This window comes from Rhodococcoides kyotonense (assembly GCF_900188125.1).
GTDB classification, from domain to species: Bacteria; Actinomycetota; Actinomycetes; order Mycobacteriales; family Mycobacteriaceae; genus Rhodococcoides; species Rhodococcoides kyotonense.
Map to the genome: position 1 here is coordinate 424,615 of NZ_FZOW01000001.1, position 24,945 is coordinate 449,559.

Here is a 24,945-nt window from a genome sequence, read left to right on the forward strand (position 1 = left end):
GTTACGGCGCCTTGACCGCAAGTACAGGAACCGGCGACGTCAGCAGCAGTCGCTGACTCACGCTACCCAGGAGCGCCTTGCCGACTCGACTTCTCTTGCGGATACCGATGACGATGCGGCTGACTTCGGGGAACTCATCCAGTTCGTCGAGCACGGCGGCAACGGGATCACGGTCTTCGCGGCCGGCCCGTTCGACGACGGTGACCTTGCAGTCTTCGGGCAACACCGTGAGGTCGAGCTTTCCCAGCGTGAGATTCACTGCGATCAGATCTGTGCTCAGCAGAGCCGCCTCGTCGGCAGCGGCGGAGAGGGAGTAGATACCCTCGGGGCTGTCGGTCACTGCAACCAGAACTGACATTTCTTACCTTTCTCGGTGTTCGAACTCCTACGAGTATTCCTTGCGGAACCGCTCTTCGAGCTCCTCCAGTGAATGGCCGCGTGTCTCGGGAACCTGCGTGACGATGAAGACCAGCGCGAGGAGTCCGAGGACCACGAAGATGAAGAATGTCGGTGCGATACCGAGCGCACCGACGACCGGCGGGAACAGCAGTGCCACGGCCGCGTTGGCGATCCACAGTGCGAAGACGCAGATACCGATGGCGAAGCTTCGAATCTTGAGCGGGAAGATCTCGGCCAACATGAGCCACACGAGTGGTCCGATCGTGCCCTGCATGCAGAAGACGAACAAGACGACGAACACCAGGATGAAGTAGGCCTTGACGGTGCCGTCGGGCAGGAGCAGAGCCGAGAGTCCGACGAGCAGGTGGAAGGTCGTCGTGAGGGCGAAGCCACCGATCAGCATCTTGCGGCGGTCGACTTTGTTCATCAGGTACAGACCGACCGTGATACCGAGGACACTGAACAGTCCGTTGAGCGTGTTGGCGATGATCGCAGCACTGGACGAGAACCCCGCGTCACCGAGCAGCTGCGTGCCGTAGTACATGACCGAGTTGATGCCGGTGAACTGCTGGAACACACCGAGTCCGACGCCGATGAAGATGAGGCGGCGAATCCATCGAACCGAGAGGTCCGTCGCGCCGCCGGTCTTGGACAGCTTCTCTTCCTCGGCGAGTCGATGCACCTCGGCCATCTCGGCCTCGGCCCGCTCGTCGGAACGAACCTGCTTGAGCACTTCGAGAGCCTCGGCGTCACGCCCCTGCAGAACCAGCCAGCGCGGACTTTCCGGCATCCGGAGCATGCCGATGAACAGAACGATCGCAGGAGCGACAGCGACGAGCAGCATGAAGCGCCAGACCGACTCGTGCTCCCCCCAGATGTTGAAGATGATGGCATTGATGACGAAGGCTGCGAACTGTCCGCTGACGATCATCACCTCGTTGCGAGTGACGACGCTGCCGCGCTTCTCGACAGGCGAGATCTCGGACAGGTATACGGGCACAGTCGCAGACGCGCCACCGACTGCGAGGCCGAGGATGAATCGGAAGGCCGCGAGAGTCTCCCAGTTCGGGGCCAATACGCAACCGATCGTTCCGATCATGAACACGATCGCGAGAAGCAGGATGTTGTGTCGACGTCCGTGCTTGTCGGACAGTCGGCCACCGACGAGCGCACCGATCGCGGCACCGAAGATCAAGATGCTGACCACGAAGCCTTCGGTGAACGAGGTGAGGTTCAGGTCTTCCTTGAGTGGCTCGAGCGCGCCGTTGATCACGCCCGTGTCGTAGCCGAAGAGCAATCCACCGAACGTCGCGATGACAGCGATGATGCCTAGCCGATGACTGTGCGCTCCTGCTGTGTCCGGTGGCAGAACTGCACCGGCCGATCCGTCACTACGGGTCATCAAAGATCCAATCTGATTCGCACGCGCCCGCTCGTAGCGGACCGCTCCCGACAGTGTGCGTCGGAGAAGCCGTCCGGGTTCAACCGTCCGCCTGCACGTTCCCTTGTACGTATGTCTTGACATATTCATAGTCGGCTGAGAACTGGATCACAAGTGCGCTCCCGTTCGAGACATGCCACTGAATCGATCTCACCTGCAGAAATAGCCCGCACATTTCCGGAGAATTATTCCACCTCACAACTACCCTTCGAGGCCGTGAACCGAAACGGGTGGCGGCCAGTGCACGAGGACTCACGGAACGGACGAGATTCGGTCGTAGCCGATGAAGTCGGACCCGTCGGGTCGGTGGCTCGCACGACCCACCGATAGCCCATGATGGTGCGATGAGCTCGAACGATCTTTTCGGAGGACCGAGACGACTGCTTATCGTCGTCGCCGTGGTCGTCGTCGTGGCCATTCTCGCCGCTGTGGCCACCCTCGTCGTGCGTGAGATCCTCGGCCCACCCGAGGGGCCGTCGCCTTACGAGACCACGAGTTCCGTCCAGGCACCGTGAATCGCGCGCACCGCCAGGAGCAGTACGACCTCAGGTTCGACTGGGGTCCTGTCGGCGCCGATGCTCTCGCGCCGCAGTCCGAGGTCGCAGTGGTGGTCGATGTGCTGTCGTTCACCACCACCCTGTCGGTCGCGCTGGACCGAGGCACATCCGTGATCCCGTGGCCGACTCGCGACGACTCGGCACGTCGACTCGCACACGAACACGGCGCAGCCTTGGCCGTCGGGCGGTCGGTCGCGCAGCCGGGTGAGATCAGCTTGTCACCCGCGACGTTACGCAACGGCACTCCCCCGCCGAGACTGGTCCTTCCGTCGCCGAACGGCTCGACGATTGCGTCCCGGCTGTCCGACGTGGCAGGTACGTGTATCGGAGGAAGCCTCCGAAATGCCGCAGCAGTCGGGTCGTGGATCGCCTCGACGGTTCCCTCGGGCGGGGCGGTCTCCGTCATCGCGGCAGGCGAACGGTGGCCCAACGGCGAACTCCGGCCGAGCATCGAGGACCTGTGGGGCGCCGGGCTCATCCTCGCCGAACTGACGCGACTCGCTCCCGAGCGATCGCTGTCCCCCGAGGCGCGCATGGCAGTCGTCTGCTGGGAGGCGATCTCGTCCACCGTTGCCGACGGCCTACGAACCTGCGCGTCCGGCCGGGAGCTGATCGAGGCCGGCTTCGGGATCGACGTCGACATCGCCGCCGAGGCGAACTCGAGCCGGACCGTTCCCGTCCTGCGCGACGGGGTGTTCGTCGATGTGACAGGTATCTCACAGAGATGAGTTCACCCTCGGGCGCGAGCAGGGAAAACCCCGACCGACGCTGCGTTCGGGCTGTCCGTTATTTGGTTCTCGGTTCGCGATCACGGATCATACGAGCGTGACTTTTCCGAACGGCGCCCCGAAGACGACCGTCGTCGTACCCACGTACGACGAACGCGAGAACCTGCCCAAGCTCGTCGGGCTACTCGCCGGTCTGGGCCTCGAGAACCTGCACGTTCTCGTCGTCGACGACAACTCGCCCGACGGAACCGGCAAGGTCGCCGACGAGCTCGCGGAGACGGGCCCGATCCCGGTCACCGTGCTGCATCGCACGGAGAAGAACGGCCTCGGCCGCGCGTACGTCGCAGGCATGACCAAAGCGCTCGACGACGGCGCCGACATCGTCGTTCAAATGGACGCCGACCTGTCCCATCCGGCCGACGTCGTTCCGACGATGGTCGAGACACTCACCACCACCGACGCTGCCGTCGTACTGGGGTCGCGATACGTGCCGGGCGGCGCAGTGGCGAGCGATTGGCCCTGGCACCGTAAGGCACTCTCCGCGTGGGCCAACTTCTACGTCAACGCGATCCTGCGCCTGAAGGTCAAGGACGCCACCGCAGGATTCAAGGCGTGGCACGCCAAGACGCTCCGTACCATCGACGTCGCGTCGGTCGAGAGCAACGGTTACGCCTTCCAGGTCGAGATGAACTACCGCACCGTCAAGCACGGACTACGCATCGCGGAGGTGCCCATCCGCTTCGAGGAGCGCAACGACGGCGAATCGAAGATGAGCCTGTCCGTGCAGCTCGAATCGGCTCTCGTGCCGTGGAAACTGCTTCTCGGACGCAAGAGCTGACGTAACCTCGATCGACGCGACCGCCCTCGTGGAGGAAGCGATCGCGTCGATCGTAGGGAAGGACTCAGCCGACGAGTGATTTCACCGACGCAGGCAGCTGACGCGCACTCTTGAACGGCCCGACGACGGCGGCACCGAACGGCCGGGTCAGCAACACCTGCGCCACGTCCCTGACCTCGTCGACGGTCACCGAGTCGATACGGGCCAGAGTGTGCGAGACGTCCTGATGGTTGCCGTAATTGAGCTCGCTACGGCCGATACGGTTCATCCGAGAACCCGAATCTTCCAGTCCCAGAACAAGTCCGCCGCGCAACGAACCCTTGGCGCGCGCGCATTCGTCCGCGGTGATCCCCTCGGCTGCAACATTGGCCAGAACTTCACGGATCACGGTCGTGACCTCGGCCAAGTTCTCGGGCTGACACCCGGCGTATACCGAGAACGCCCCGGAATCAGCGAACGTGTCCACCGATGAGTACACCGAGTACGCCAGTCCTCGCTCCTCACGGATCTCCTGGAACAGACGAGACGAGAGTCCGCCGCCCACAGCAGCATTCAGAACCGACAGCGCCCATCGATGGCCCTCGTGACGGCCGAAGGCGCGCACGCCCAACGACAGGTGGGCTTGCTCGCTGTCACGCTTGTCGAACCGCAATTCGGGACGGGAGCGGAATCGCACTGCTCCCTCACGACGCGGCACCGGCTTGACGCCTTTGGCCAGCACACCCGCGAAAGCGCGTTTGACCAACGCCACGACCTGCTTGTGGTCGACGTTGCCTGCCACCGCAACGACCATCCGCTCGGGCGTGTAGCGACGGAGATGGAACGAGCGCAGCTGCGCTCGCGTCATGTCCTCGATGGATTCGACGGTACCGATCACGGGCCGACCGATCGGATGGTCGCCGAACATCGCTTCGAGGAACAAGTCCCCCAGCAGGTCCTCGGGGTCGTCGTCGCGCATCGAGATTTCCTCGAGTACGACTTGACGCTCGATGTCGACATCGGCTGTGCGGCAACGGCCTCGAAGAACGACGTCACTGACCAAGTCGATGGCGAGCGACAGGTCGTCGTCGAGAACGTGCGCGTAGAAGCACGTACTTTCCTTGGATGTGAACGCGTTCAGCTCGCCGCCGACGCCGTCCATGACCTGCGCGATGTCGAGAGCGCTGCGCGTCGGCGTCGACTTGAAGAGCAGATGCTCCAGAAAGTGGGCCGCACCGGCGACACTCGGTTGCTCGTCACGCGAGCCGACACCGACCCACACTCCGACGGACGCCGAACGTACGCCCGGGACGAACTCGGTCACGACGCGAAGACCACCGGGCAGGGTCGTGCGCTGCACGCCCTGCTCGGTGTGATCCGAAACGGCCGAACGGTACGTCCCGAGGGAACGTACCGTTCGGCTCTGGTGCTTCTTACTCAGCGCTGGCCTCGGCAGGTGCATCGGCCGGAGCCTCGGCTGCGGGAGCCGCGCTCTCGTCTTCGACGGGGACGAGGCTGATCTTGCCGCGGTTGTCGATGTCGGCGATCTCCACACGGAGCTTCGATCCGACGCTGACGACGTCCTCGACCTTGTTGATGCGCTTGCCGCCGCCGAGCTTGGAGATGTGCACCAAGCCGTCGCGTCCGGGGAGGAGCGAGACGAATGCACCGAACGCCGTCGTCTTGACGACGGTTCCGAGGAATCGCTCGCCGACCTTCGGCAGCTGCGGGTTGGCGATGGCGTTGATCTTGTCGATCGCGGCCTGTGCGGACGGGCCGTCCGCTGCACCGACGTAGACGGTGCCGTCATCTTCGATCGAGATGTTGGCGCCGGTCTCCTCGGTGATGGAGTTGATCATCTTGCCCTTGGGTCCGATGACCTCACCGATCTTGTCGACCGGAACCTTGATCGCGGTGACGCGAGGAGCGTACGGGCTCATCTCGTCCGGTGCGTCGATGGCTTCGGCCATGACCTCGAGGATCGTGGTGCGTGCGTCCTTCGCCTGCGACAGTGCGCCGGCGAGAACCTGCGACGGGATTCCGTCGAGCTTCGTGTCGAGCTGCAGTGCCGTGACGAAGTCCTTGGTGCCCGCGACCTTGAAGTCCATGTCTCCGAACGCATCCTCGGCACCGAGAATGTCGGTCAGTGCGACATAACGAGTTTCGCCGTCGACCTCGTCGGACACGAGACCCATGGCGATACCGGCGACCGGAGCACGCAGCGGCACACCGGCATTGAGCAGCGACAGGGTCGATGCACAGACCGAGCCCATCGACGTCGATCCGTTGGAGCTGAGCGCCTCGGAGACCTGACGGATCGCGTAGGGGAACTCCGCCTGGCTCGGGAGCACGGGCAGGAGTGCGCGCTCGGCGAGTGCACCGTGGCCGATTTCACGACGCTTCGGCGAACCGACGCGTCCCGTCTCACCGGTGGAGTACGGCGGGAAGTTGTAATGGTGCATGTACCGCTTGGACGTCTCGGGTCCGAGCGAGTCGACCTGCTGGGCCATCTTCACCATGTCGAGGGTGGTGACGCCGAGGATCTGCGTCTCGCCGCGCTCGAACAGTGCACTTCCGTGGGTACGCGGGATGATCGCGACCTCGGCAGACAGCGAACGGATGTCGGTGACGCCACGGCCGTCGATGCGGAAGTGGTCGGTCAGGATGCGCTGACGAACCGACTTCTTCGTCAGCGCACGGAATGCTGCACCGATCTCCTTCTCGCGTCCTGCGAACTGGTCCGAGACCTGCTCGAGAACCTGAGCTTTGACCTCGTCGAGCTTGCTCTCGCGCTCGGCCTTGCCCGCGATCGTCAGTGCCTCGTTGAGCGGGATCTGCGCTGCAGAAGCCACTGCATCGAACACGTCGGACTGGTAAGGCGGGAACAACGGGAAGTCGCCGGTGGGCTTGGACGCCTTGGCTGCGAGTTCCTGCTGTGCGGTGCAGAGTGCGGCGATGAACGGCTTGGAAGCCTCGAGGCCCTCGGCGACGACCGACTCGCTCGGTGCCTGTGCGCCTGCCTCGATGAGATCGATGACGTTCTCGGTTGCCTCTGCTTCGACCATCATGATCGCGACGTCGGCGTCAGCGCCGGATCCCGATACGATGCGGCCTGCGACGACCATGTTGAACACGGCCTTCTCGAGCTGTTCGACGGTCGGGAACGCGACCCACTGGCCGTCGATGAGTGCAACGCGCACGCCACCGATGGGGCCCGAGAACGGCAGTCCGGCGATCTGGGTCGATGCCGATGCCGCGTTGATCGCGACGACGTCGTACAGATCTGCGGGGTTGAGGCTCAGGACGGTGATGACGACCTGGATCTCGTTGCGGAGTCCGTCGACGAAAGTCGGACGCAGCGGCCGGTCGATGAGACGGCACGTCAGGATCGCGTCGGTGGACGGACGTCCTTCGCGGCGGAAGAACGATCCGGGGATGCGTCCTGCTGCGTACATACGCTCTTCGACGTCGACCGTCAGCGGAAAGAAGTCGAATCCTTCACGAGGGCTCTTGCCTGCCGAGGTGGCCGACAGCAGCATCGTGTCTTCGTCGAGGTAGGCCGCGACGGCTCCGGAAGCCTGCTGCGCGAGGCGGCCGGTCTCGAAACGGATGCTGCGCTTGCCGTAGGTGCCGTTGTCGATGACGGCGGTTGCTTCGTAGACGCCCTCTTCGGCGTCGACTGTTGTGGTTTCTGTCATGTCTTTTCTTCTCGTCCTCTCGTCTTTGCCGTGCTCGGCCTCGTTCTACCCGACGAAGAACCCATGTTCTTCCCGGGCTGCTCGAACCTTCTGCGAGCGGAGGCGGCCGTCGATCGAAGCCCGTCGGAAGGCGAACCCTCCGAAAGGCCACTACCGAAGACCGACACCACGTCGTCCGGCGGCGTGCACGGCCGTATGCGAGCACCCATGTGCCCGCGGGTCTTGCTGGCCTTACCAACACAGATAGCCAACGAGGAACAGTCTAAGCACTGCCTCGTTGGCTACTGCGATATTTCGATGACCGCCCATCGTACGGGCGCGTCGGCGCCGAAACTATCGACGCAGACCCAGACGCTCGATGAGCGAACGGTAGCGGGTGACGTCCACCTTCGCGATGTACTTCAGAAGACGGCGACGACGACCGACCAGCAGCAGCAAGCCGCGGCGGGAGTGGTGGTCGTGCTTGTGCTTCTTCAGGTGCTCGGTGAGGTCGGTGATGCGCTTGGTGAGCATCGCGACCTGCGCCTCGGGCGAACCGGTGTCGGTCGGGTGCAAGCCGTACTCGCCGAGTACGGCCTTCTTCTCTTCGGTGGTCAATGCCACTGGTACTACTCCATCTCACTGACGTCCGCGGGAAAGGAAAGCGGTGCAGCCACCGCGGACCGCAGCATGCACCGAGGAGCGATCCTATCAGGACGACGATTCGGACAGCACCGCGCGTGCTCGATCCGAGTCACGGCCCATCTCTTCGATGAGATCGTCGATCGAGTCGAACTTCTCCATTCCACGCAGACGCTCGACGAAGTCGACCGCGACGTGTTGCCCGTAGAGGTCACCGTCGCTGTCGAGCACGAAGGCTTCGACGGTGCGGGTTCGGCCGGAGAACGTGGGATTGGTACCGACCGACACCGCTGCACGGTGACGCTCACCGGGGGTCACCGTGCCCATGATCGGCCCGGGCCCGAGCACGGTGAACCATGCCGCGTAGACGCCGTCGGCCGGGATGGCCGAGTACATCGGAGGTGCGACGTTCGCGGTCGGATAACCGAGCTGCCTCCCCCTGCCGTCACCGTGTACGACGACGCCTTCCACGCGATGCGGTCGACCGAGCGCTGCGGCCGCGGCCGCGACATCGCCCGCGTCGACACATGATCGGATGTAGGTGGACGAGAACGTCACCGCGTGCTCGGCCAACAAGTTGACACCGTCTACAGCGAATCCTGCCCGCTCGCCGATCCTGCGGAGAAGTTCGACATTGCCGAGCGCCTTCTTGCCGTACGTGAAGTTCTCCCCCACGACCACCTCGGCGACATGCAGCCGCTCCACGAGGATTTCGTGGACGTAGCGCTCGGGAGTCAGCTTCATCAGCTCGGGAGTGAAGGGCATGACGCAGAACACGTCGATGCCCAGTTCCTCGGCGAGTTCGGCCCGCCTCGTGAGCGTCGTCAGTTGAGCCGGGTGCGACCCTGGCCGCACCACTTCCATGGGGTGCGGGTCGAAAGTCATGAGAACACTGGGTATTCCACGTTCCTTCGCCGACGTCACCGCCCGGGTGATCAGTTGGGCGTGACCACGGTGCACGCCATCGAATACGCCGATCGTGAGAACACAACGACCCCAGTCGGCAGGTACATCGTCGAGACCTCGCCATCTCTGCACGAGTCAGAGCCTACGGCCTTCGGTGTCGCCGGGTCACTTCCGGATCGGTGTGTCACAGGAGACACAGGTGGACAAACCTCGAACACCTCTGCCAAAATTTCGGTGTGCCGAACTTATTTCTTCGCATGGTCGCAGCACCGCTTCTGTGCGTCGGACTGCTCGCAGGATGCGCGCGGTCGGTCGGCGAGACCGACGCCGCATACGTCAGTGACCCCAGGCCGCTCGTCCTGACCACGTTCACGGTTCTTGCGGACATGGCACGCAACGTCGCAGGCGACCATCTGGACGTCCAATCGATCACCAAGGCGGGCGCCGAGATCCACGGCTACGAGCCGACACCGGGTGACCTGCGCACAGCCGAACAAGCAGCGCTGATCCTCGACAACGGCCTCGGTCTCGAAGCATGGTTCGAGAAGTTCGTCGAACGTGTTCCCGCCCCGCATGCCGTCGTCAGCGAGGGCATCGAACCGGTCTACATCCGATCCGACGCCTATGCAGGCAAAGTGAATCCGCACGCATGGATGTCACCGATCGCGGCCGAGACGTACGTCGCCAACATCGCCGCAGCGTTCGTTCGACTGGACCCGAACAACGCCGACGACTACCTCCGGAACGCGCAGGACTACACCGACAGGCTCCGAGTCGTCGGCGAGGAACTGCGCGCAGATCTGGAGACTCTGCCCGACAACCAACGAGCGTTGGTGTCGTGCGAGGGTGCGTTCGGCTACCTGGCTCGGGACTTCGATCTCCGCGAGGCCTACCTGTGGCCGGTGAACGCAGAGCAGGAAGGCACCCCCAAGCAGGTGGTCGCCGCCATCGATTTCGTGAAGGAGAACGACGTGCCTGCCGTGTTCTGCGAGTCGACGGTCTCGGACAAGGCGCAACTGCAGGTCGCCGAGGACACCGGCGCTCGGTTCGGCGGCAAGCTGTTCGTCGACTCGCTCAGCGAAGAGGGCGGACCCGTCCCCACATACCTCGATCTCCTCACCTACGACGCCCGAACCATCACCGACGCACTATTGGGGAAGCAGCGATGAACACATCACCACCCGCATTGGAGATCAGCGGAGTCGGAGTGCGATACCGCGACGTCACCGCACTGGTCGACGCGTCCCTGACGCTGCAGCCGGGCCGGATCTGCGGCCTCGTCGGCATGAACGGGTCCGGCAAGTCGACGCTGTTCAAGGCGATCATGGGCGTCGTCCGACCCGACTCGGGATCGATCGGCATCTTCGGCGGGCCGCCGGCCGATGCACGCAAGTCCGGGACCGTCAGCTACGTCCCGCAGAGCGAGTCCGTCGACTGGAGTTTCCCGATCAGTGTTCGGGACGTGGTGATGATGGGCCGTTACGGCAAACAGAACTGGATGCGGTCACCCCGAGCGCGGGACCGCCGGGCCGTCGCCGACGCGCTCGAACGCGTCGAACTGACCGATCTCGCCGATCGTCAGATCGGTCAGTTGTCCGGCGGTCAACGCAAACGCGCGTTCGTCGCGCGAGCGATCGCACAGGAAGCGGAGCTGCTGCTGCTCGACGAGCCGTTCGCAGGCGTCGACAAGCGGACCGAATCGACCATCACGCGCCTACTTCGCGAACTGACCGCAGCGGGGGCCTCGGTACTCGTGTCGACTCACGATCTGCACGGTCTTCCCGATCTGTGCGACGAGGCGGTCCTGCTTCAACAACGAGTCCTGATGCACGGAACTCCGCAGGAGATCCTGCGCCCGGAAAATCTGGCGCGCGCCTTCGGCATGGACCCACTCACCTCTCGAACGCCTGAAGCGAGCTGACATGTACCTCGTCGACTTTCTCGTCGAACCCCTGCAGTACACGTTCATTCGACGCGCACTGCTCGTCACGATCGTGGCATCCGTCGTGTGCGCGGTCCTCAGTTGCTGGCTCGTGCTCATCGGCTGGTCGTTGATGGGTGACGCCGTCTCCCACGCGGTACTGCCCGGCGTCGCGCTGTCGTATCTGCTCGGTGCACCGTTCGCGATCGGAGCCCTGCTGTTCGCGCTGATCGCTGTCGGCACCATAGGACTCGTGCGCAACACCACCCTCGTCAAGGAGGATGCCGCGATCGGTGTCGTGTTCACGACGCTGTTCGCACTGGGCGTCGTACTGGTGTCGAAGTTTCCGAGCCAGATCGACCTCAACCACATCCTGTTCGGCAATCTGCTCGGCGTGTCTCAGGGCGACATGTGGCAGGTCCTCGTCCTGGGTGGGATCGCGCTCGTCGTCATGGTCACCAAGCGACGGGACTTCACACTGTTCGCGTTCGACCGCACCCAGGCTCGCGCGGTGGGCATCTCACCGACCGTCGTCTCGGGCCTGATGCTGACCCTGCTCGCACTGACGACCGTCGTCGCTCTGCAAGCGGTCGGAGTCATTCTCGTCGTTGCCATGCTCATCACACCCGGTGCGACGGCCTACCTCCTCACACATCGATTCGGGCGCATGCTGATTCTCGCTCCGAGCATCGGCGTGGCGTGCGCCGTGATCGGCATCTACGTGAGCTTCTACCTCGACGTCTCGTCCGGTGGCACGGTCGTCCTCGCGCAGGGAATCGCGTTCACGCTGGCGTACCTGTTCGGTCCGACGCAGGGAATCGTGACGCGGCGGCTCCGGAGGCGACGTGTCATTTCGGGTGCGATTGCCTAAGCTCGAAGCCGTGGTGGAACGAATCGACGAGCCCGATGCGGCCGATGACGTGCAGTTGTCCGCCGTCGCACAGGACTACTTGAAGGTGATCTGGACCGCCAGCGAATGGAGCGAGGACGCCGTCAGCACGAAGATGCTGTCCGAGCGCATCGGCGTCTCTGCGTCGACCGTGTCGGAGGCGATCCGCAAACTAGCCGATCAAGGAATGGTCGATCACGCTCGCTACGGCGCGATCTCGCTGACCGACCGCGGACGCACCGCCGCGATCGCAATGGTGCGCCGGCATCGACTCATCGAGACGTTCCTCGTCCGCGAGCTCGGCTACGGATGGGACGAGGTGCACGACGAAGCCGAGATCCTCGAACACGCCGTGTCGGACCTCATGATGGCACGCATCGACGCGAAACTCGGTTTCCCGCAACGAGATCCACACGGCGACCCCATTCCGTCGGTGGACGGTGACATCACGTCGCCCGAGGCAACGCGCCTCAGCGACTACATCGACGGCCAGTGCGGTCGCGTCGCGCGGATCTCCGACTCCGATCCCGCCATGCTGCGTTACTTCGACTCGGTCGGGATCAAGCTCGATCTGTCCATCACCGTTCTCGAACGGCGCGACTACGCAGGCACCGTCGCGATCGAATTCGGTCAGCCGAGCAAGAACGCGATCGACCTCGGACAACGTGCGGCCGAGGCGATCTGGATGGTGCCGGCCTAGCTACAGTCCGCGCAGCGTGGCCGGTCTGACCACCATGACGGAACTGGCACGCTTGCCCTTCTCCTGCAGCAGGGCGATCGTGTGCCCCGTCGGATCGATGGCTGCATACACGCCCGGTAGTCCGATCGGATCGAGCCAGCGCCCCTGACTGATCGCTTCGGCTTCTGCGGCGTCGATCTGCCTGTGCGGGAACGCAGTTCGTGCCGCCTCGTCGATGTCGAGGCTCACAGCAGGCGCGTCGGCGAGCTGTTCGAGTGTGCGCGCATGCTCGAGCGTGAACGGACCGACCCGCGTACGACGCAACACCGTGAGATGGCCACCAACGCCGAGCGCCGATCCAAGGTCGCGGGCCAGGGCACGAACATAGGTGCCCGACGAGCACTCCACCTCGACATCGAGATCGACGAAACCATCTGTAACGTCCCGACGAGCGACCACGTCGAAGCGAGAGACAGTCACGCGTCGGGCCGGGATCGTGAACTCCTCCCCCGCCCGGACGAGCTTGTGCGCGCGTTGCCCGTCGACCTTGATCGCACTGACGCTCGACGGGACCTGCTCGATGTCGCCGCTCAACCGACCGATCTCGTTGGCGATGTCGTCGTCACGCACTGCTGACGCGTCGACGTCGGCGATCGTGTCTCCCTCGGCGTCGTCGGTCGTCGTGGTACGCCCGAGACGAATCGTCGCCGTGTACGCCTTGGTCGTCAACGCCAGGAGACCGAGCATCTTCGTCGCTCGTTCGACACCGAGGACCAACACACCGGTCGCCATCGGATCGAGCGTGCCTGCATGGCCCACTTTGCGCGTGTTCAGCAACTTACGGCAGGACGCGACGACGTCGTGACTCGTCACTCCCTGGTCCTTGTCGACGACCAACAACCCGGCTCCGACGAGACCGGACGACAACTTTCCACGTGCAGACACGAGAGAACATTCTGCCAGGTGACGTGACGGATCGACTAAATCCTCTAGGTGACCGCTATCGCCGTGACGATCAAACCGTCCGACACGAGCCATCTGCCGTCGAACGAGTCCAAGGGTGCCCCCGATGTCGTGTCCCCCGGAACCAGGAGGCGCGAGTGGAACGTGCCGGAGACGTCGTCGCCCAGCCCGGTTCGCTCGAACGTGATGTGCGCGTCCTCGAACCCCAGCCACCGACCCGTCAACGGCTCCCACGCCTTGTACGTTGCTTCCTTGGCGCAGAACAACAATCGATCCCAGTGCGTACCGTCGTCGCTCAGTGACGCGAGCCAGTCACGCTCGGCGGCGATGCTGACCGCGTCGAGCACGCCGTCCGGCAATGCGCCGTGCGGTTCCGCGTCGATCCCGACCGATCGCACCTGCATGGAGTAGCCGAGCACCGCGGCGCGGTACCCGTCGCAGTGGGTGAGGCTCCCGACGACGCCTTTCGGCCACTGAGGCGCCCCCGACGCCCCACGCAGGATCGGAGCCGGGTCGACGCCCAGCTTCTCCATCGCGACGCGCGCGCAGTGCCGCGCCGACGTGAACTCGCGCTTGCGCTTGTCGACCGCCTTGGCCACCAGCGGTGCCTCGAGCGGGTGCGGTGCGAGTCCCGGTGGATCCTCGTACAGTTCCGCTGCGACGACGCCGCTCGGCAGGATGGACTCGATCAACGCTGCGACCTCATCTTCTCGACTTCTGCTTCCATCTCGGGAGTCACCTGGAAATGGCCTCCCCACTTGTTCAGCGAGCCCGCGGGGTACTCGGGCACAGGAAGTATCTGACGAAGAACGTTGTCCGGCAATCCGCGTCGCTGCCACTCCCGTGGGTAGCCGACCGACACCTCTTCGAATCGGACACCGTCGTAGTACGTGGTGCGCGGAATGTGCAGATGGCCGTACACCGAGCACACCGCGTTGTATCGGGTGTGCCAGTCGGCGGTCAGCGTCGAGCCGCACCACAGAGCGAACTCCGGATAGAACAGCACGTCCGTGGGCTGGCGTACGAGCGGGAAATGATTGATGAGCACGGTCGGGATCGTGAGATCGAGTGCGTCCAACCGCACGCGGGTTTCGTCGATTCGAGCGTGACACCACGCGTCGCGCGAGGCGTACGGCTGCGGTGACAGCAGGAACTCGTCGGTGGCGACGACGTTCTTGTCCCGGGCGATGGTCAACCCGTGGTCCTTGTCGAGTGCACCGCGAGGAAGGAACGAATAGTCGTAGAGCAGGAACATCGGCACGAGCGTCGCCGGTCCCCCTTCGCCGTCCCACACCGGATAGGGATCCTCCGGTGTGACGACGTCGATCTCGCGACAGAGGTTGACGAGGTACTCGTATCGAGCGACTCCGTGGATCTGTACCGGGTCCTTGGCGGTGGTCCACAGTTCGTGATTGCCGGGCACCCAGATCACCTTCGCGAACTTGCTCCGCAGGTGTTCGAGCGCCCACTTGATGTCGTCGGTCTTCTCCGAGACGTCACCGGCGACGATCAACCAATCCTCCGGCGACCGGGGCTCGATCCCCTCCGTCACGGGACGGTTACCTCGATGTCCGACGTGAATGTCACTCACGGCCCACAGCTTGGCTGCCAATTAAGCGGTCCTTCCGATGGAGCGAGACTCGATTCGAAGAACTTCCAACGCCCCATCTTGCTCTGGAATTCCCGACCGCGTACCACCGGGGTCGGGAAGGACCAATGGGACAATCGAGGCATGGAACCCCTCTCCGCATCCGAGAAGAGCGGCCTGCGCGCTGCCATGGTCATCACGGTGATGGCCGCATTTCTCGCCGGCCTCGCATCGGACAACTTCGTCACCGGATTTCTGCTCACAGCGGTGGTGTGCGGCGTCGCCTTGATCGCTGCGACCTTCCTCGCGCGACTGGTGGTATCCCGCAGAAACCGCTGACCCCCGCAGGAATATCCGCACCTGCTGGTCTAGGGTTCCCTTCATGCCGCAATCACGGATCCGCGTCAAGGACGCGGCCGCGCTCCTCGGAGTGAGCGACGACACGGTTCGTCGATGGATCGACAGTGGCACGCTCGCCTCCAGTAAGGACGACGCAGGCCGGATAGTCGTCGAGGGAACGGACCTCGCCACGTTCGCCCGTGAGCACGCGTCGCCGCCGCCCGACCCGACGGGCACCGAGAGCTCTGCGCGGAACCGACTCGTCGGCCTGGTCACCAAGGTCACGTCGGACACCGTCATGAGCGAGGTCGAGATGCAATGCGGCCCGTTCACGGTCGTGTCGCTGATGAGTACCGAGTCGGTCCGAAATCTCGATCTCGCGCCCGGCAAGGTCGCCGTCGCCGTGGTCAAGGCGACGACCGTCATCGTCGAAGCACCCTGAGTCGCCGACTCCACGGGTTCGATCCCTGAAAGGAACCATTTTCGTGAACCGCACCCTCACGACTCTCGTCACGCTGGGAGCGTCCGCCGCACTGATGGCCGGATGTTCGAGCTCCGACACGGCAAGCTCGGACGACTCGGCAGACGCATCGTCGACGACGTCCACAGACTCCGCCGTCACCGGCGACATCACCGTCTTCGCAGCAGCGTCGCTGAAGGCCACGTTCACCGCACTGGGCGAGACGTTCGAGGCCGAGAACCCAGGCACCGACGTCGAATTCAACTTCGCGGGCTCGTCCGATCTCGTCACGCAGCTCACCCAGGGTGCACCCGCCGACGTGTTCGCGTCCGCCGACACGAACAACATGACCAAGGCGGTCGACGGCGACCTGGTCGACGGTGATCCGGCGAACTTCGCCACCAACACGCTGACCATCGTCACTGCGCCCGGCAACCCGAAGAACGTCACGTCGTTCGCCGATCTGGCGAATCCCGATGTGCTGACGGTGATCTGCGCACCGCAGGTCCCGTGCGGCAACGCCACCAAGAAGGTCGAGGACGCCACCGGCACGACGATTCCCGCGGTCAGCGAAGAATCCGCTGTGACCGACGTCCTGGGCAAGGTCACGTCCGGCCAGGCGGACGCCGGGCTGGTCTATGTGACCGACGCTGCCGGAGTCGGCGACCAGGTCACGACGGTCGACTTCCCCGAATCGGCGGAGGCCGTGAACACCTACCCGATCGCGGTACTCAAGAGCAGCGAAAATGCTGCTACCGCAGCTGCTTTCGAGGCACTGGTGACATCGGATGAAGGCCGCCGGGTATTGGCGGAGGCAGGATTCGCGGCACCGTGACGTCCACTCGCCGCGGGAACGACATCCGCGTCGGAGTTCCGACGTGGGTCTTCGTTCCCGCCGCGATCGGTGCGCTGTTCGTCGTCGCGCCGCTGGTAGCGATTCTGCTGAAGATCGACTGGCCGAACTTCGTTCCACTGGTCACGTCCGAAGCGTCGAAGACCGCACTTCTGCTCAGCCTGAAGACAGCAGCGATGAGCACATGCCTGTGCGTCGTCTTCGGCGTGCCCATGGCCCTCGTCCTTGCTCGGACGGATTTTCCGGGCCTCAGCGTTCTCCGCGCACTCGTTCTGCTTCCACTCGTTCTCCCGCCTGTCGTCGGGGGTATCGCGCTGCTCTACACGTTCGGTCGACTCGGACTGCTCGGCGAGTACCTGGAAGCGTGGGGAATCAGCATCGCGTTCTCCACCACCGCTGTCGTGCTTGCGCAGACCTTCGTCTCGCTGCCGTTCCTCGTCGTCAGTCTCGAAGGCGCACTGCGTACTTCGGGTCGCGACTTCGAGACCGTGGCGGCGACGCTGGGTGCTCGTCCGACGACGGTCCTACGACGTGTCACTCTTCCTCTCGTGCTTCCGGGCCTGGTCTCGGGAGCGGTGCTGGCCTTCGCTCGCGCCCTCGGTGAATTCGGAGCCACTCTCACGTTCGCGGGTTCGCTGCAGGGCGTCACGCGGACGTTGCCGCTCGAGATCTACCTGCAACGCGAGACCGACGCCGATGCGGCGGTCGCGTTGTCGTTGCTGCTCATCGTCGTCGCCGCGATCATCGTCGTCGCAGCGCGTGGCCGTCGTGTGGCAGGTGCGTTGTGACGTCCATAGCCTTGGCAGCGGAGATCACGAGCCGAGACGCGACGTTCGAACTCGACGTCGACGACGGTGAAGTGGTGGCGATCCTGGGGCCCAACGGTGCAGGCAAGTCGACATTGCTCTCGCTCGTCGCAGGGTTGCTGCGACCCGACTCGGGACGAGTCAAGTTGGGCACCGACGTCGTCACCGACACGGAGTCGGGGAAGTTCGTGCCCGCTCATGCGCGAGGCGTCGCCACCCTGACTCAGAAAGCACTGCTGTTCCCCCATCTGTCGGCGGAGGCGAACGTCGCATTCGCTCCGCGTAGCCGAGGAGTCGGGCGTCGGGATGCACGCCGGATCGCCCGCGAATGGTTGACCGCTGTCGATGCACTCGAACTCGCCGACAGGAGGCCGTCCCAGTTGTCCGGGGGCCAGGCCCAACGGATCGCCGTCGCCCGGGCACTCGCGGCCGACCCGCGGGTGCTGCTGCTGGACGAACCGATGTCGGCGCTCGACGTCGGGACCGCTCCCGCGATCCGACGCCTCCTCCGCACGGTGCTCCGTGAACAACGCCGCACTGCCCTGATCGTTACCCACGACCTGCTCGACGCCCTCGCGCTCGCCGATACGGTCGTCGTCGTGGACTCGGGCCGGATCGTGGAGCGCGGGACGACCACCGACGTGCTGACAGCACCTCGCAGCACGTTCGCCGCGCGGATCGCGGGCATCAACCTTCTGCCCGGGCACGCCGACGGTTCCGAATCACTCCACACGACGTGGGGCCGAACGGTTTTCGGTCACGGTGACATCGCCGACGGTCCGGCCGTGGCGGTCTTCTCCCCCGCCGCCGTCGCCGTGCACCTGGAGCCGCCGCACGCCAGTCCACGCAACGTACTACCGGTGACGATCGCGGAGATGGACGTGCACGGCGCGACCGTTCGGCTGCGCGGAGCAGACAATCCCGACGGGTCGCCGGGGATCGCAGCGGATGTCACCCCGATGGCGGTCGCCGAGTTGGACCTCGAACCAGGCAAGCAGGTCTACTTCGTCGTCAAGAGCCACGAGGTTGCATTGCATCCCGCGTCGAGGTGAGTGTCAGGCCCGCGCACGTTGAATGTCGGCGCCGGTCAGTGCCCACTTGCCGGACAGGGTTCGAGCGACGACCGCGATCATCCGCAACGTGACGAAGATGCCGAGTCCGACCCAGATGCCGCGCAGTCCCCAATCGAAAGCAAGTGCGGCCCAGATCGACGGTAGGAAGCCCACAAGCGCACAGGTCAACGTTGCGGTCCGCAAATAGGCGGCGTCACCGGCCCCGAGCAGGACGCCGTCCAGTGCGAACACCACCCCGGCGATCGGGATGACGACGACGAAAATCCACCAGATCGACTGCATCCGGTCAACGACGTCGGCGTCGGACGTGAACAGGTCCGGAATTACCGGTAGGCCTGCTGCGAACACCGCGGCGAGTGCGAGCGCGAACACCGTCGACCAGATCGTCAACCGCCATCCGAGTCGCGTCGCGCCGCGACCGTCGCCGCGGCCGAGTGCCGCACCGACCAGAGTCTGAGCTGCGATCGCGAGCGAATCCAACGTCAGCGACACGAGATTCCACATGTGCAGAACGACCTGGTTCGCCGCGACCGACGCCGCACCGAATCGTGACGCGACCGCCGCTGCCGACAGGAAGCAGGCCTGAAACGCCAGGCTGCGCAGAACTAGATCGCGCCCCAGTACGAGTTGCGCACGCATGATCGACCAATTCGGTCGAAGTGGGGCATCGGCACGAACGACCGCAGCGACGAAGAACACTCCGGCGACGACCTGTCCGATGACGTTCGCGACCGCCGAGCCCACCAGACCGAGCCGAGGAAAGCTCAGCAACCCGTGTACGAGAAGTGGGCACAGAACAGCCGAGAGACCGAGACCGGTCAGAACGTACGCCAGTGGCCGCGTCGTGTTCTGCACCCCGCGCATCCAGCCGTTGCCTGCCAACGACACCAGGATGAACGGAACGCCCAGGACCGCGACGCGGAACCACAGGGTCGCCTCGGCCGCGATCTCGCCACCGCCGCCGATCAGAGACAGAACCGGCGCACAACACAGCTGCATGACCGCGACGATCAGCACGCCGAGAATCAGCGCCAGCCACGTGGCCTGTGCTCCCTCTCCGACCGCGTCGCGTTCCCGACCTGCGCCGTGCATGCGAGCAGCCCGCGCGGTCGTCCCGTAGGACAGGAATGTCAGCTGGGTACTCACCTGAGCGAGAACGAGACCGCCCACCGCAAGTCCTGCGAGTGGGAGGGCTCCCAGCCGACCGACGACGGCCGCGTCGAACAGGAGGTAGAGCGGCTCGGCCGCCAGCACGCCGAGAGCGGGCAGAGCGAGGCTCAGGATCTTTCGGGCGCTCGCGTCGGTCATCCGAGAGCGTCGATCAAGGCTGCGATCACCGCATCCTTCGTTCCGTAGGCCGTGAATCCCGCCGCGTTCCGATGCCCTCCACCGCCGAGAGCCGCCGCAACGACGGAGACGTCCACCGACGACTTCGCTCGAAGGGACACGGTCCATTCGTCGGCATCCTGCTGTTTGAGCACCGCCGCGACCTCGGCCTCTGCTGTGGTGCGCACGATGTCGATGACACTCTCGATCTCCTCCGAGCGCAGACCCGCCGAGTCCGTCCGAAGGATCGCCGCGTAGACGAGCCCGAGCCCGCCGACGGCGTCGGGCACGAGAGTGGCCGATCCGAGCACGGAGCCGAGCATCGGAAGCCACCCGAACGGATGGCTGTCGAGGAGACGCCGCGCGATGGACGCGCCGTCGATTCCCGTCGCGAGCAGACGTTCCGCAAGTAGGTGAGATCCAGGTCGGACCCAGCGGAACGATCCCGTGTCGGTCACCAACCCGGCGAACAGACAGTGCGCGATATCGACGTCGATCTCGACGTTCCACGCGTCGAGCAGCCGCGCGATGACGGCCGTCGTCGACTCCGCTGCGGGATCGACGACGTTCAGCGTGCCGAAGCGCGTATTCGAACGATGATGATCGATGACGAGCGTGGCATCGGCCGAATCCAGGCATTCGGCGAGAGCACCGAGCCGTCCACGACTGCCAGCGTCGACGGACACCACCAGGTCGACGTCACGATGAACGGAATCCGCAGCCACGAGCAGCTCGCGACCGGGGAGCTCGTTCATCGACTCCGGCAGTTCGCTCGGCGTGGCGAACGACACCTCGACGTCGACACCTCGACGCTTCAACACGATCGCCAGTGCCAAACCGCTCCCGATGGTGTCGGCGTCGGGCTGCACGTGGCACAACACCGTCACCGTTCTCGCCGCCACCAGGAGCGAGATCGCCTGCGCGAACTTGTCGTCGACCGCAGTCTCCGGCGAAGCGCCGGGTGTCATCGTCACGTCGATCAGTCCAGGTCGGTGGACTCGGAACTCTCGGCGGCCTCGCGCGGCGCCTTGTACGGATCGGCTTCACCGGCAGGCTTGGCCGACGCCGCCACGCGAGCGACTTCGCTGTCCGCCTGGCGGGCGCGTTCCAGGAGCTCCTCCATGTGACGTGCGGTGTCCGGAACGGTATCGGTGGCAAACGTCAATGTCGGTGTGAACCGCACGCCCGTTCCCGCGCCGACCTTGGACCGCAACACGCCCTTGGCCTTCTCGAGGCCTGCGGCAGCAGCGGCGAGATCCGGCTCGGCATCGAGACTCTCGCCGCGCACCGTGTAGAACACCGTCGCGTCGTGCAGATCTGCGGTGACCTTGCAGTCGGTGATCGTCACGAAGGCGAGTCGTGGATCCTTGATCTCATGATCGATCGCCGTGGCGACGATGGACGCAATCCGCTTTGCGAGCCTACGAGCTCTCGCTTGATCCACCATGATCTTTCACGCTCCTGAAATCTATGCCCCGACTCAATCCTCGGGGCCGAAAATTCTTCTTCTGACCGCCAACAATTCCAGATCCTGCCGCTCTGCGACGTGACGCTCGCACTCGTCCAGCATGTCGTGCAGATCGTCGACGTCCGATCCCGCCGCAGCGACGCCGAACAGCGAACGGCGTATGCGTTCCCGCTCGCCCGCTTCGGTGGCAGACACACCGAATTTCTTCAGCGCCGCCAGAACCGGCTCGATCATCGAACGCTTTTCGTCGAGTGAACGAACGTCTCCCAGCAGTACGTCCAACTCGAGAGCACCCAGATACAAGCGGCCATCCTTCGATCGATCGTGTTCGACCGAACAACCCGGCGGCGGTACCCGAAAGTACCGCCGCCGGATGCCCGATCGAGTGCAGTGTTACTCCCCGTGCTCCACTACCACTCAGCTACGCGAACCTAGTCGCGCGGCTTCTCGCGAAGCTCGTACGCCTCGATGACATCGCCGACCTTGATGTCCGAGTACGTGACCGTCAGACCACATTCGTACCCTTCGCGTACCTCGACGACGTCGTCCTTCTCGCGGCGAAGCGAGGAGATCGTGACCGTCTCGGCGACGACTGTGTTGTCACGCAGCAGTCGCGCCTTGGCATTGCGACGGAGAGTACCCGACGTGACGAGGCAACCGGCGATGTTTCCGACCTTGGACGAACGGAACATTGCGCGGATCTCGGCCTGGCCGAGAGCAACCTCTTCGTAGATCGGCTTGAGCATGCCCTTGAGGGCCTTCTCGATCTCGTCGATGGCCTGGTAGATCACCGAGTAGTACCGGATGTCGACGCCCTCGCGGTTGGCCAGCTCGGTGGCCTTGCCCTCCGCGCGAACGTTGAAGCCGATGATGATCGCGTTGGATGCCGACGCCAGGTTGACGTTGGTCTCCGTGACGCCACCGACACCGCGGTCGATTACACGCAGTTCGACCTCGTCGTCGATCTGGATGCCGAGCAGCGCCTCTTCGAGAGCCTCGACGGTTCCCGAGTTGTCGCCCTTCAGGATCAGGTTCAGCTGCGAAGTCTCCTTCAGAGCTGCATCGAGATCGTCGAGGCTGATGCGCTTACGACTCTTCGCTGCGAGCGCGTTGCGCTTGCGAGCGTTGCGGCGATCGGCGATCTGGCGAGCGATGCGGTCCTCGTCGACGACCAGGAGGTTGTCGCCTGCACCGGGCACCGACGTGAAGCCGATGACCTGCACGGGCCGAGACGGCAGAGCCTCGGTGACGTCCTCGCCGTGCTCGTCGACCATGCGACGAACACGTCCGTATGCGTCGCCGGCCACGATGGAGTCGCCGACCCGAAGCGTTCCGCGCTGGATGAGCACGGTCGCCACCGGTCCGCGGCCACGGTCGAGGTGCGCCTCGATGGCAACACCCTGAGCGTCCATGTCCGGGTTGGCACGCAGGTCGAGAGCAGCGTCCGCCGTCAGCAACACTGCTTCGAGCAGCGCGTCGATGTTGGTGCCCTGCTTCGCCGAGATGTCGACGAACATCGTGTCGCCGCCGTACTCCTCGGCCACGAGACCGTACTCGGTGAGCTGCTGCCGGATCTTGTCCGGGTTCGCGCCTTCCTTGTCGATCTTGTTGACCGCGACCACGATCGGCACATCTGCGGCCTGCGCGTGGTTGATCGCTTCCACCGTCTGCGGCATGACACCGTCGTCGGCAGCGACGACCAGGATCGCGAGGTCGGTGGCCTTGGCACCACGGGCACGCATGGCCGTGAAGGCCTCGTGACCCGGGGTGTCGATGAACGTCACGAGACGCTCGTTGCCTTCGAGCTCGGTCAACACCTGGTAGGCACCGATGTGCTGCGTGATGCCGCCTGCCTCGCCTTCGCGCACCGCAGTGTTACGAATCGAGTCGAGCAGTCGCGTCTTACCGTGGTCGACGTGGCCCATGACCGTGACCACGGGAGGACGCTGCTCGAGGTCTTCCTCGCCACCCTCGTCCTCGCCGTAGGTGAGGTCGAAGCTGTCGAGCAGCTCGCGATCCTCGTCCTCGGGGCTGACGACCTGGACGACGTAGTTCATCTCGCCGCCGAGCAGTTCCAGCGTCTCGTCGTTGACCGACTGAGTTGCCGTCACCATCTCGCCGAGGTTGAACAGCGCCTGCACGAGTGCAGCCGGGTTCGCATCGATCTTGTCCGCGAAGTCGGACAGCGATGCGCCGCGAGCGAGACGGATGGTCTCACCGTTGCCACGGGGCAACCTGACGCCGCCGACTGCGGGAGCCTGCATGCTCTCGTACTCGGCGCGTTTCGCCCGCTTCGACTTACGTCCACGCCGAGGCGCGCCTCCGGGACGACCGAATGCACCTGCTGCTGCGCCACGCTGACCGGGGCGACCTCCGCCGCCGGGACGTCCGCGGAAACCACCTGCGGGAGCTCCACCTGCGGGAGCGCCGCCGGGCGCTCCGGGTGCGCCGCCACCGCGGTATCCACCGCCGCCGCCACCGGGACGACCGCCCGGTGCGCCGCCGGGACGGCCGGGCCGTCCGCCGGGGCCGGGCGCCGGGCGTGCCGAACGCGACGGCATGGCACCCGGGTTCGGGCGAGGAGGCATGGAGCCGGGGCTGGGGCGAGGTCCGCCCTGGCCGGGAGCCGGACGGGGTCCACCCTGACCTGCAGCCGGACGAGGTCCACCCTGGCCCGGAGCCGGGCGAGGTCCGCCCTGACCTGCAGCTGGACGAGGTCCACCCTGGCCGGGAGCCGGACGGTTACCGCCACCCGGGCGCGGAGCACCGGGAGCCGGACGGGGTGCCGGTCGTTCCGCCGGAGCGGACGAGTACGGGTTGTTTCCGACACGAGGCGCCTTCGGTCCCGGCTTGGGACCGGGAGCCCCTGGCTTCGGGCCTGCCGGTGCTGTGGGACGTGCTGCATCCTGAGTCCCTGCCGATGCGGCGGGAGCTGCCGGAGCAGCGGGCGCAGCCGGAGCTGGAGCCGCCGGACGTGCGGGCGCAGGACGTGCCGGTGTCGGCGTCGGGCGCGATGCTTCGGGCGTCGGCGCCTGTGTGGATGCCGCCGGTGCTGCTGGAGCAGCCGGGACCTCTGCTGCGGGTGCTGCCGGAGTCGGACGCGGAGCCGGCTTGGGGCCGGGCCGCGGTCCACCGGGCTTGGCGCCCGTGCTCGGCTTCGGTGCATCCGAGGTGCGGCCGTTGCCTGCGGGGGCGTCCGACTTCGCGGACGGGAACGACTCACGGATACGACGCGCTACGGGCGCTTCGACTGTGGACGATGCTGATTTGACGAACTCGCCTTGCTCCTTGAGCCGTGCGAGTAGTTCCTTACTGGTGACACCGAGTTCTTTGGCCAACTCGTGCACGCGGGCCTTGCCTGCCACTGCTCTCCTCACTGAGAGGCCGAGCGAGGCGTTGGGGCTCGCACGACC

General features: G+C 65.0%; 26 protein-coding genes. 12 read left to right on the top strand and 14 right to left on the bottom strand.

Features of this window, described 5'->3' with window-relative positions:
• Position 1: 1 nt before the first annotated feature.
• Together CHB96_RS01925 and CHB96_RS01930 are read right to left on the bottom strand one after the other, a co-directional pair.
• Positions 2–358: a universal stress protein gene (locus CHB96_RS01925; protein WP_089242848.1), complete on the bottom strand. Its 357-nt coding sequence runs from the start codon at positions 356–358 to the stop codon at positions 2–4.
• A 27-nt stretch (positions 359–385) separates the two neighbouring features.
• The gene (locus CHB96_RS01930) at positions 386–1,801 is read right to left on the bottom strand and encodes a sugar porter family MFS transporter (protein ID WP_089242849.1); all 1,416 of its coding nucleotides are present in this window, start codon (positions 1,799–1,801) and stop codon (positions 386–388) included.
• Between the two features lie 383 nt (positions 1,802–2,184).
• Between CHB96_RS01930 and CHB96_RS29545 the strand changes: the two genes are divergently transcribed.
• The 3 genes from CHB96_RS29545 (at position 2,185) to CHB96_RS01940 (ending at position 3,963) form a co-directional block, all read left to right on the top strand.
• On the top strand, positions 2,185–2,355 hold the full coding sequence (locus CHB96_RS29545; protein WP_176444071.1) for a hypothetical protein: 171 nt from the start codon (positions 2,185–2,187) through the stop codon (positions 2,353–2,355).
• Positions 2,352–3,125, top strand: coding sequence for a 2-phosphosulfolactate phosphatase (locus CHB96_RS01935; protein WP_089242850.1), 774 nt, complete (start codon positions 2,352–2,354; stop codon positions 3,123–3,125). The genes CHB96_RS29545 and CHB96_RS01935 overlap by 4 nt, the downstream gene beginning before the upstream one ends.
• A gap of 97 nt (positions 3,126–3,222) precedes the next feature.
• The gene (locus CHB96_RS01940; protein ID WP_089242851.1) at positions 3,223–3,963 is read left to right on the top strand and encodes a polyprenol monophosphomannose synthase; all 741 of its coding nucleotides are present in this window, start codon (positions 3,223–3,225) and stop codon (positions 3,961–3,963) included.
• 64 nt (positions 3,964–4,027) lie between these two features.
• Here CHB96_RS01940 and CHB96_RS01945 read toward each other — a convergent pair whose 3' ends face one another.
• From CHB96_RS01945 to CHB96_RS01960, 4 genes are all read right to left on the bottom strand, one after another.
• The gene (locus CHB96_RS01945; RefSeq protein WP_217899910.1) at positions 4,028–5,404 is read right to left on the bottom strand and encodes a M16 family metallopeptidase; all 1,377 of its coding nucleotides are present in this window, start codon (positions 5,402–5,404) and stop codon (positions 4,028–4,030) included.
• Complete coding sequence (locus tag CHB96_RS01950; protein WP_089242852.1) at positions 5,376–7,640, bottom strand: polyribonucleotide nucleotidyltransferase; 2,265 nt, start codon at positions 7,638–7,640, stop codon at positions 5,376–5,378. The genes CHB96_RS01945 and CHB96_RS01950 overlap by 29 nt, the downstream gene beginning before the upstream one ends.
• Positions 7,641–7,973: 333 nt before the next feature.
• Positions 7,974–8,243 (bottom strand): 30S ribosomal protein S15, encoded by a 270-nt coding sequence (gene rpsO / locus CHB96_RS01955; protein WP_089242853.1) that lies wholly within the window; start codon positions 8,241–8,243, stop codon positions 7,974–7,976.
• 87 nt (positions 8,244–8,330) lie between these two features.
• On the bottom strand, positions 8,331–9,299 hold the full coding sequence (locus CHB96_RS01960; RefSeq protein WP_089242854.1) for a bifunctional riboflavin kinase/FAD synthetase: 969 nt from the start codon (positions 9,297–9,299) through the stop codon (positions 8,331–8,333).
• A gap of 125 nt (positions 9,300–9,424) precedes the next feature.
• Between CHB96_RS01960 and CHB96_RS01965 the strand changes: the two genes are divergently transcribed.
• The 4 genes from CHB96_RS01965 to CHB96_RS01980 are packed head-to-tail and all read left to right on the top strand — an operon-like array spanning position 9,425 to position 12,677.
• Positions 9,425–10,336, top strand: coding sequence for a metal ABC transporter substrate-binding protein (locus CHB96_RS01965; protein ID WP_176444072.1), 912 nt, complete (start codon positions 9,425–9,427; stop codon positions 10,334–10,336).
• Positions 10,333–11,088: a metal ABC transporter ATP-binding protein gene (locus CHB96_RS01970; protein ID WP_089242856.1), complete on the top strand. Its 756-nt coding sequence runs from the start codon at positions 10,333–10,335 to the stop codon at positions 11,086–11,088. The genes CHB96_RS01965 and CHB96_RS01970 overlap by 4 nt, the downstream gene beginning before the upstream one ends.
• A gap of 1 nt (position 11,089) precedes the next feature.
• Positions 11,090–11,959, top strand: a complete 870-nt coding sequence (locus tag CHB96_RS01975; protein ID WP_089242857.1) for a metal ABC transporter permease — start codon at positions 11,090–11,092, stop codon at positions 11,957–11,959.
• A 10-nt stretch (positions 11,960–11,969) separates the two neighbouring features.
• On the top strand, positions 11,970–12,677 hold the full coding sequence (locus CHB96_RS01980) for a metal-dependent transcriptional regulator (protein ID WP_089242858.1): 708 nt from the start codon (positions 11,970–11,972) through the stop codon (positions 12,675–12,677).
• On the opposite strand, the gene truB is transcribed toward CHB96_RS01980, so the two are convergent.
• Genes truB through CHB96_RS01995 form a run of 3 tightly spaced genes read right to left on the bottom strand, consistent with a single transcriptional unit; the run spans position 12,678 to position 15,231 of the window.
• Positions 12,678–13,601, bottom strand: coding sequence for a tRNA pseudouridine(55) synthase TruB (truB, locus tag CHB96_RS01985; RefSeq protein WP_089242859.1), 924 nt, complete (start codon positions 13,599–13,601; stop codon positions 12,678–12,680).
• 44 nt (positions 13,602–13,645) lie between these two features.
• The gene (npt, locus tag CHB96_RS01990) at positions 13,646–14,311 is read right to left on the bottom strand and encodes a 4'-phosphopantetheinyl transferase Npt (RefSeq protein ID WP_089242860.1); all 666 of its coding nucleotides are present in this window, start codon (positions 14,309–14,311) and stop codon (positions 13,646–13,648) included.
• Complete coding sequence (locus tag CHB96_RS01995; protein WP_089242861.1) at positions 14,308–15,231, bottom strand: metallophosphoesterase family protein; 924 nt, start codon at positions 15,229–15,231, stop codon at positions 14,308–14,310. The genes npt and CHB96_RS01995 overlap by 4 nt, the downstream gene beginning before the upstream one ends.
• A gap of 120 nt (positions 15,232–15,351) precedes the next feature.
• Here CHB96_RS01995 and CHB96_RS02000 point away from each other — a divergent pair, with 120 nt between their 5' ends.
• The 5 genes from CHB96_RS02000 (at position 15,352) to CHB96_RS02020 (ending at position 18,717) form a co-directional block, all read left to right on the top strand.
• The gene (locus CHB96_RS02000; RefSeq protein WP_089242862.1) at positions 15,352–15,546 is read left to right on the top strand and encodes a hypothetical protein; all 195 of its coding nucleotides are present in this window, start codon (positions 15,352–15,354) and stop codon (positions 15,544–15,546) included.
• A gap of 43 nt (positions 15,547–15,589) precedes the next feature.
• Positions 15,590–15,988 carry a TOBE domain-containing protein gene (locus CHB96_RS02005; protein ID WP_089242863.1) on the top strand — a complete coding sequence of 133 codons (399 nt, stop codon included), beginning with the start codon at positions 15,590–15,592 and terminating at the stop codon, positions 15,986–15,988.
• 94 nt (positions 15,989–16,082) lie between these two features.
• Entirely contained in the window at positions 16,083–16,841 is a 759-nt protein-coding gene (gene modA / locus CHB96_RS02010; RefSeq protein WP_176444107.1) for a molybdate ABC transporter substrate-binding protein, read from the top strand.
• A complete protein-coding gene (locus CHB96_RS02015) occupies positions 16,838–17,647 on the top strand; it encodes an ABC transporter permease (RefSeq protein ID WP_089242865.1) in 810 nt (269 codons plus the stop codon). The genes modA and CHB96_RS02015 overlap by 4 nt, the downstream gene beginning before the upstream one ends.
• Positions 17,644–18,717 carry a sulfate/molybdate ABC transporter ATP-binding protein gene (locus tag CHB96_RS02020; protein ID WP_089242866.1) on the top strand — a complete coding sequence of 358 codons (1,074 nt, stop codon included), beginning with the start codon at positions 17,644–17,646 and terminating at the stop codon, positions 18,715–18,717. Before CHB96_RS02015 ends, CHB96_RS02020 begins: the two co-directional genes overlap by 4 nt.
• A gap of 3 nt (positions 18,718–18,720) precedes the next feature.
• Here CHB96_RS02020 and CHB96_RS02025 read toward each other — a convergent pair whose 3' ends face one another.
• The 5 genes from CHB96_RS02025 to infB all read right to left on the bottom strand — a co-directional run bounded on the left by CHB96_RS02025 (position 18,721) and on the right by infB (position 24,897).
• Positions 18,721–20,046 (bottom strand): MATE family efflux transporter, encoded by a 1,326-nt coding sequence (locus tag CHB96_RS02025; RefSeq protein ID WP_089242867.1) that lies wholly within the window; start codon positions 20,044–20,046, stop codon positions 18,721–18,723.
• On the bottom strand, positions 20,043–21,032 hold the full coding sequence (locus tag CHB96_RS02030) for a DHH family phosphoesterase (RefSeq protein WP_089243070.1): 990 nt from the start codon (positions 21,030–21,032) through the stop codon (positions 20,043–20,045). Before CHB96_RS02030 ends, CHB96_RS02025 begins: the two co-directional genes overlap by 4 nt.
• A gap of 11 nt (positions 21,033–21,043) precedes the next feature.
• Positions 21,044–21,511, bottom strand: a complete 468-nt coding sequence (rbfA, locus tag CHB96_RS02035; protein ID WP_089242868.1) for a 30S ribosome-binding factor RbfA — start codon at positions 21,509–21,511, stop codon at positions 21,044–21,046.
• Positions 21,512–21,544: 33 nt separating this feature from the next.
• The gene (locus tag CHB96_RS02040) at positions 21,545–21,835 is read right to left on the bottom strand and encodes a DUF503 domain-containing protein (protein ID WP_089242869.1); all 291 of its coding nucleotides are present in this window, start codon (positions 21,833–21,835) and stop codon (positions 21,545–21,547) included.
• 128 nt (positions 21,836–21,963) lie between these two features.
• Positions 21,964–24,897 carry a translation initiation factor IF-2 gene (gene infB, locus CHB96_RS02045; protein ID WP_089242870.1) on the bottom strand — a complete coding sequence of 978 codons (2,934 nt, stop codon included), beginning with the start codon at positions 24,895–24,897 and terminating at the stop codon, positions 21,964–21,966.
• Positions 24,898–24,945 lie beyond the last annotated feature (48 nt).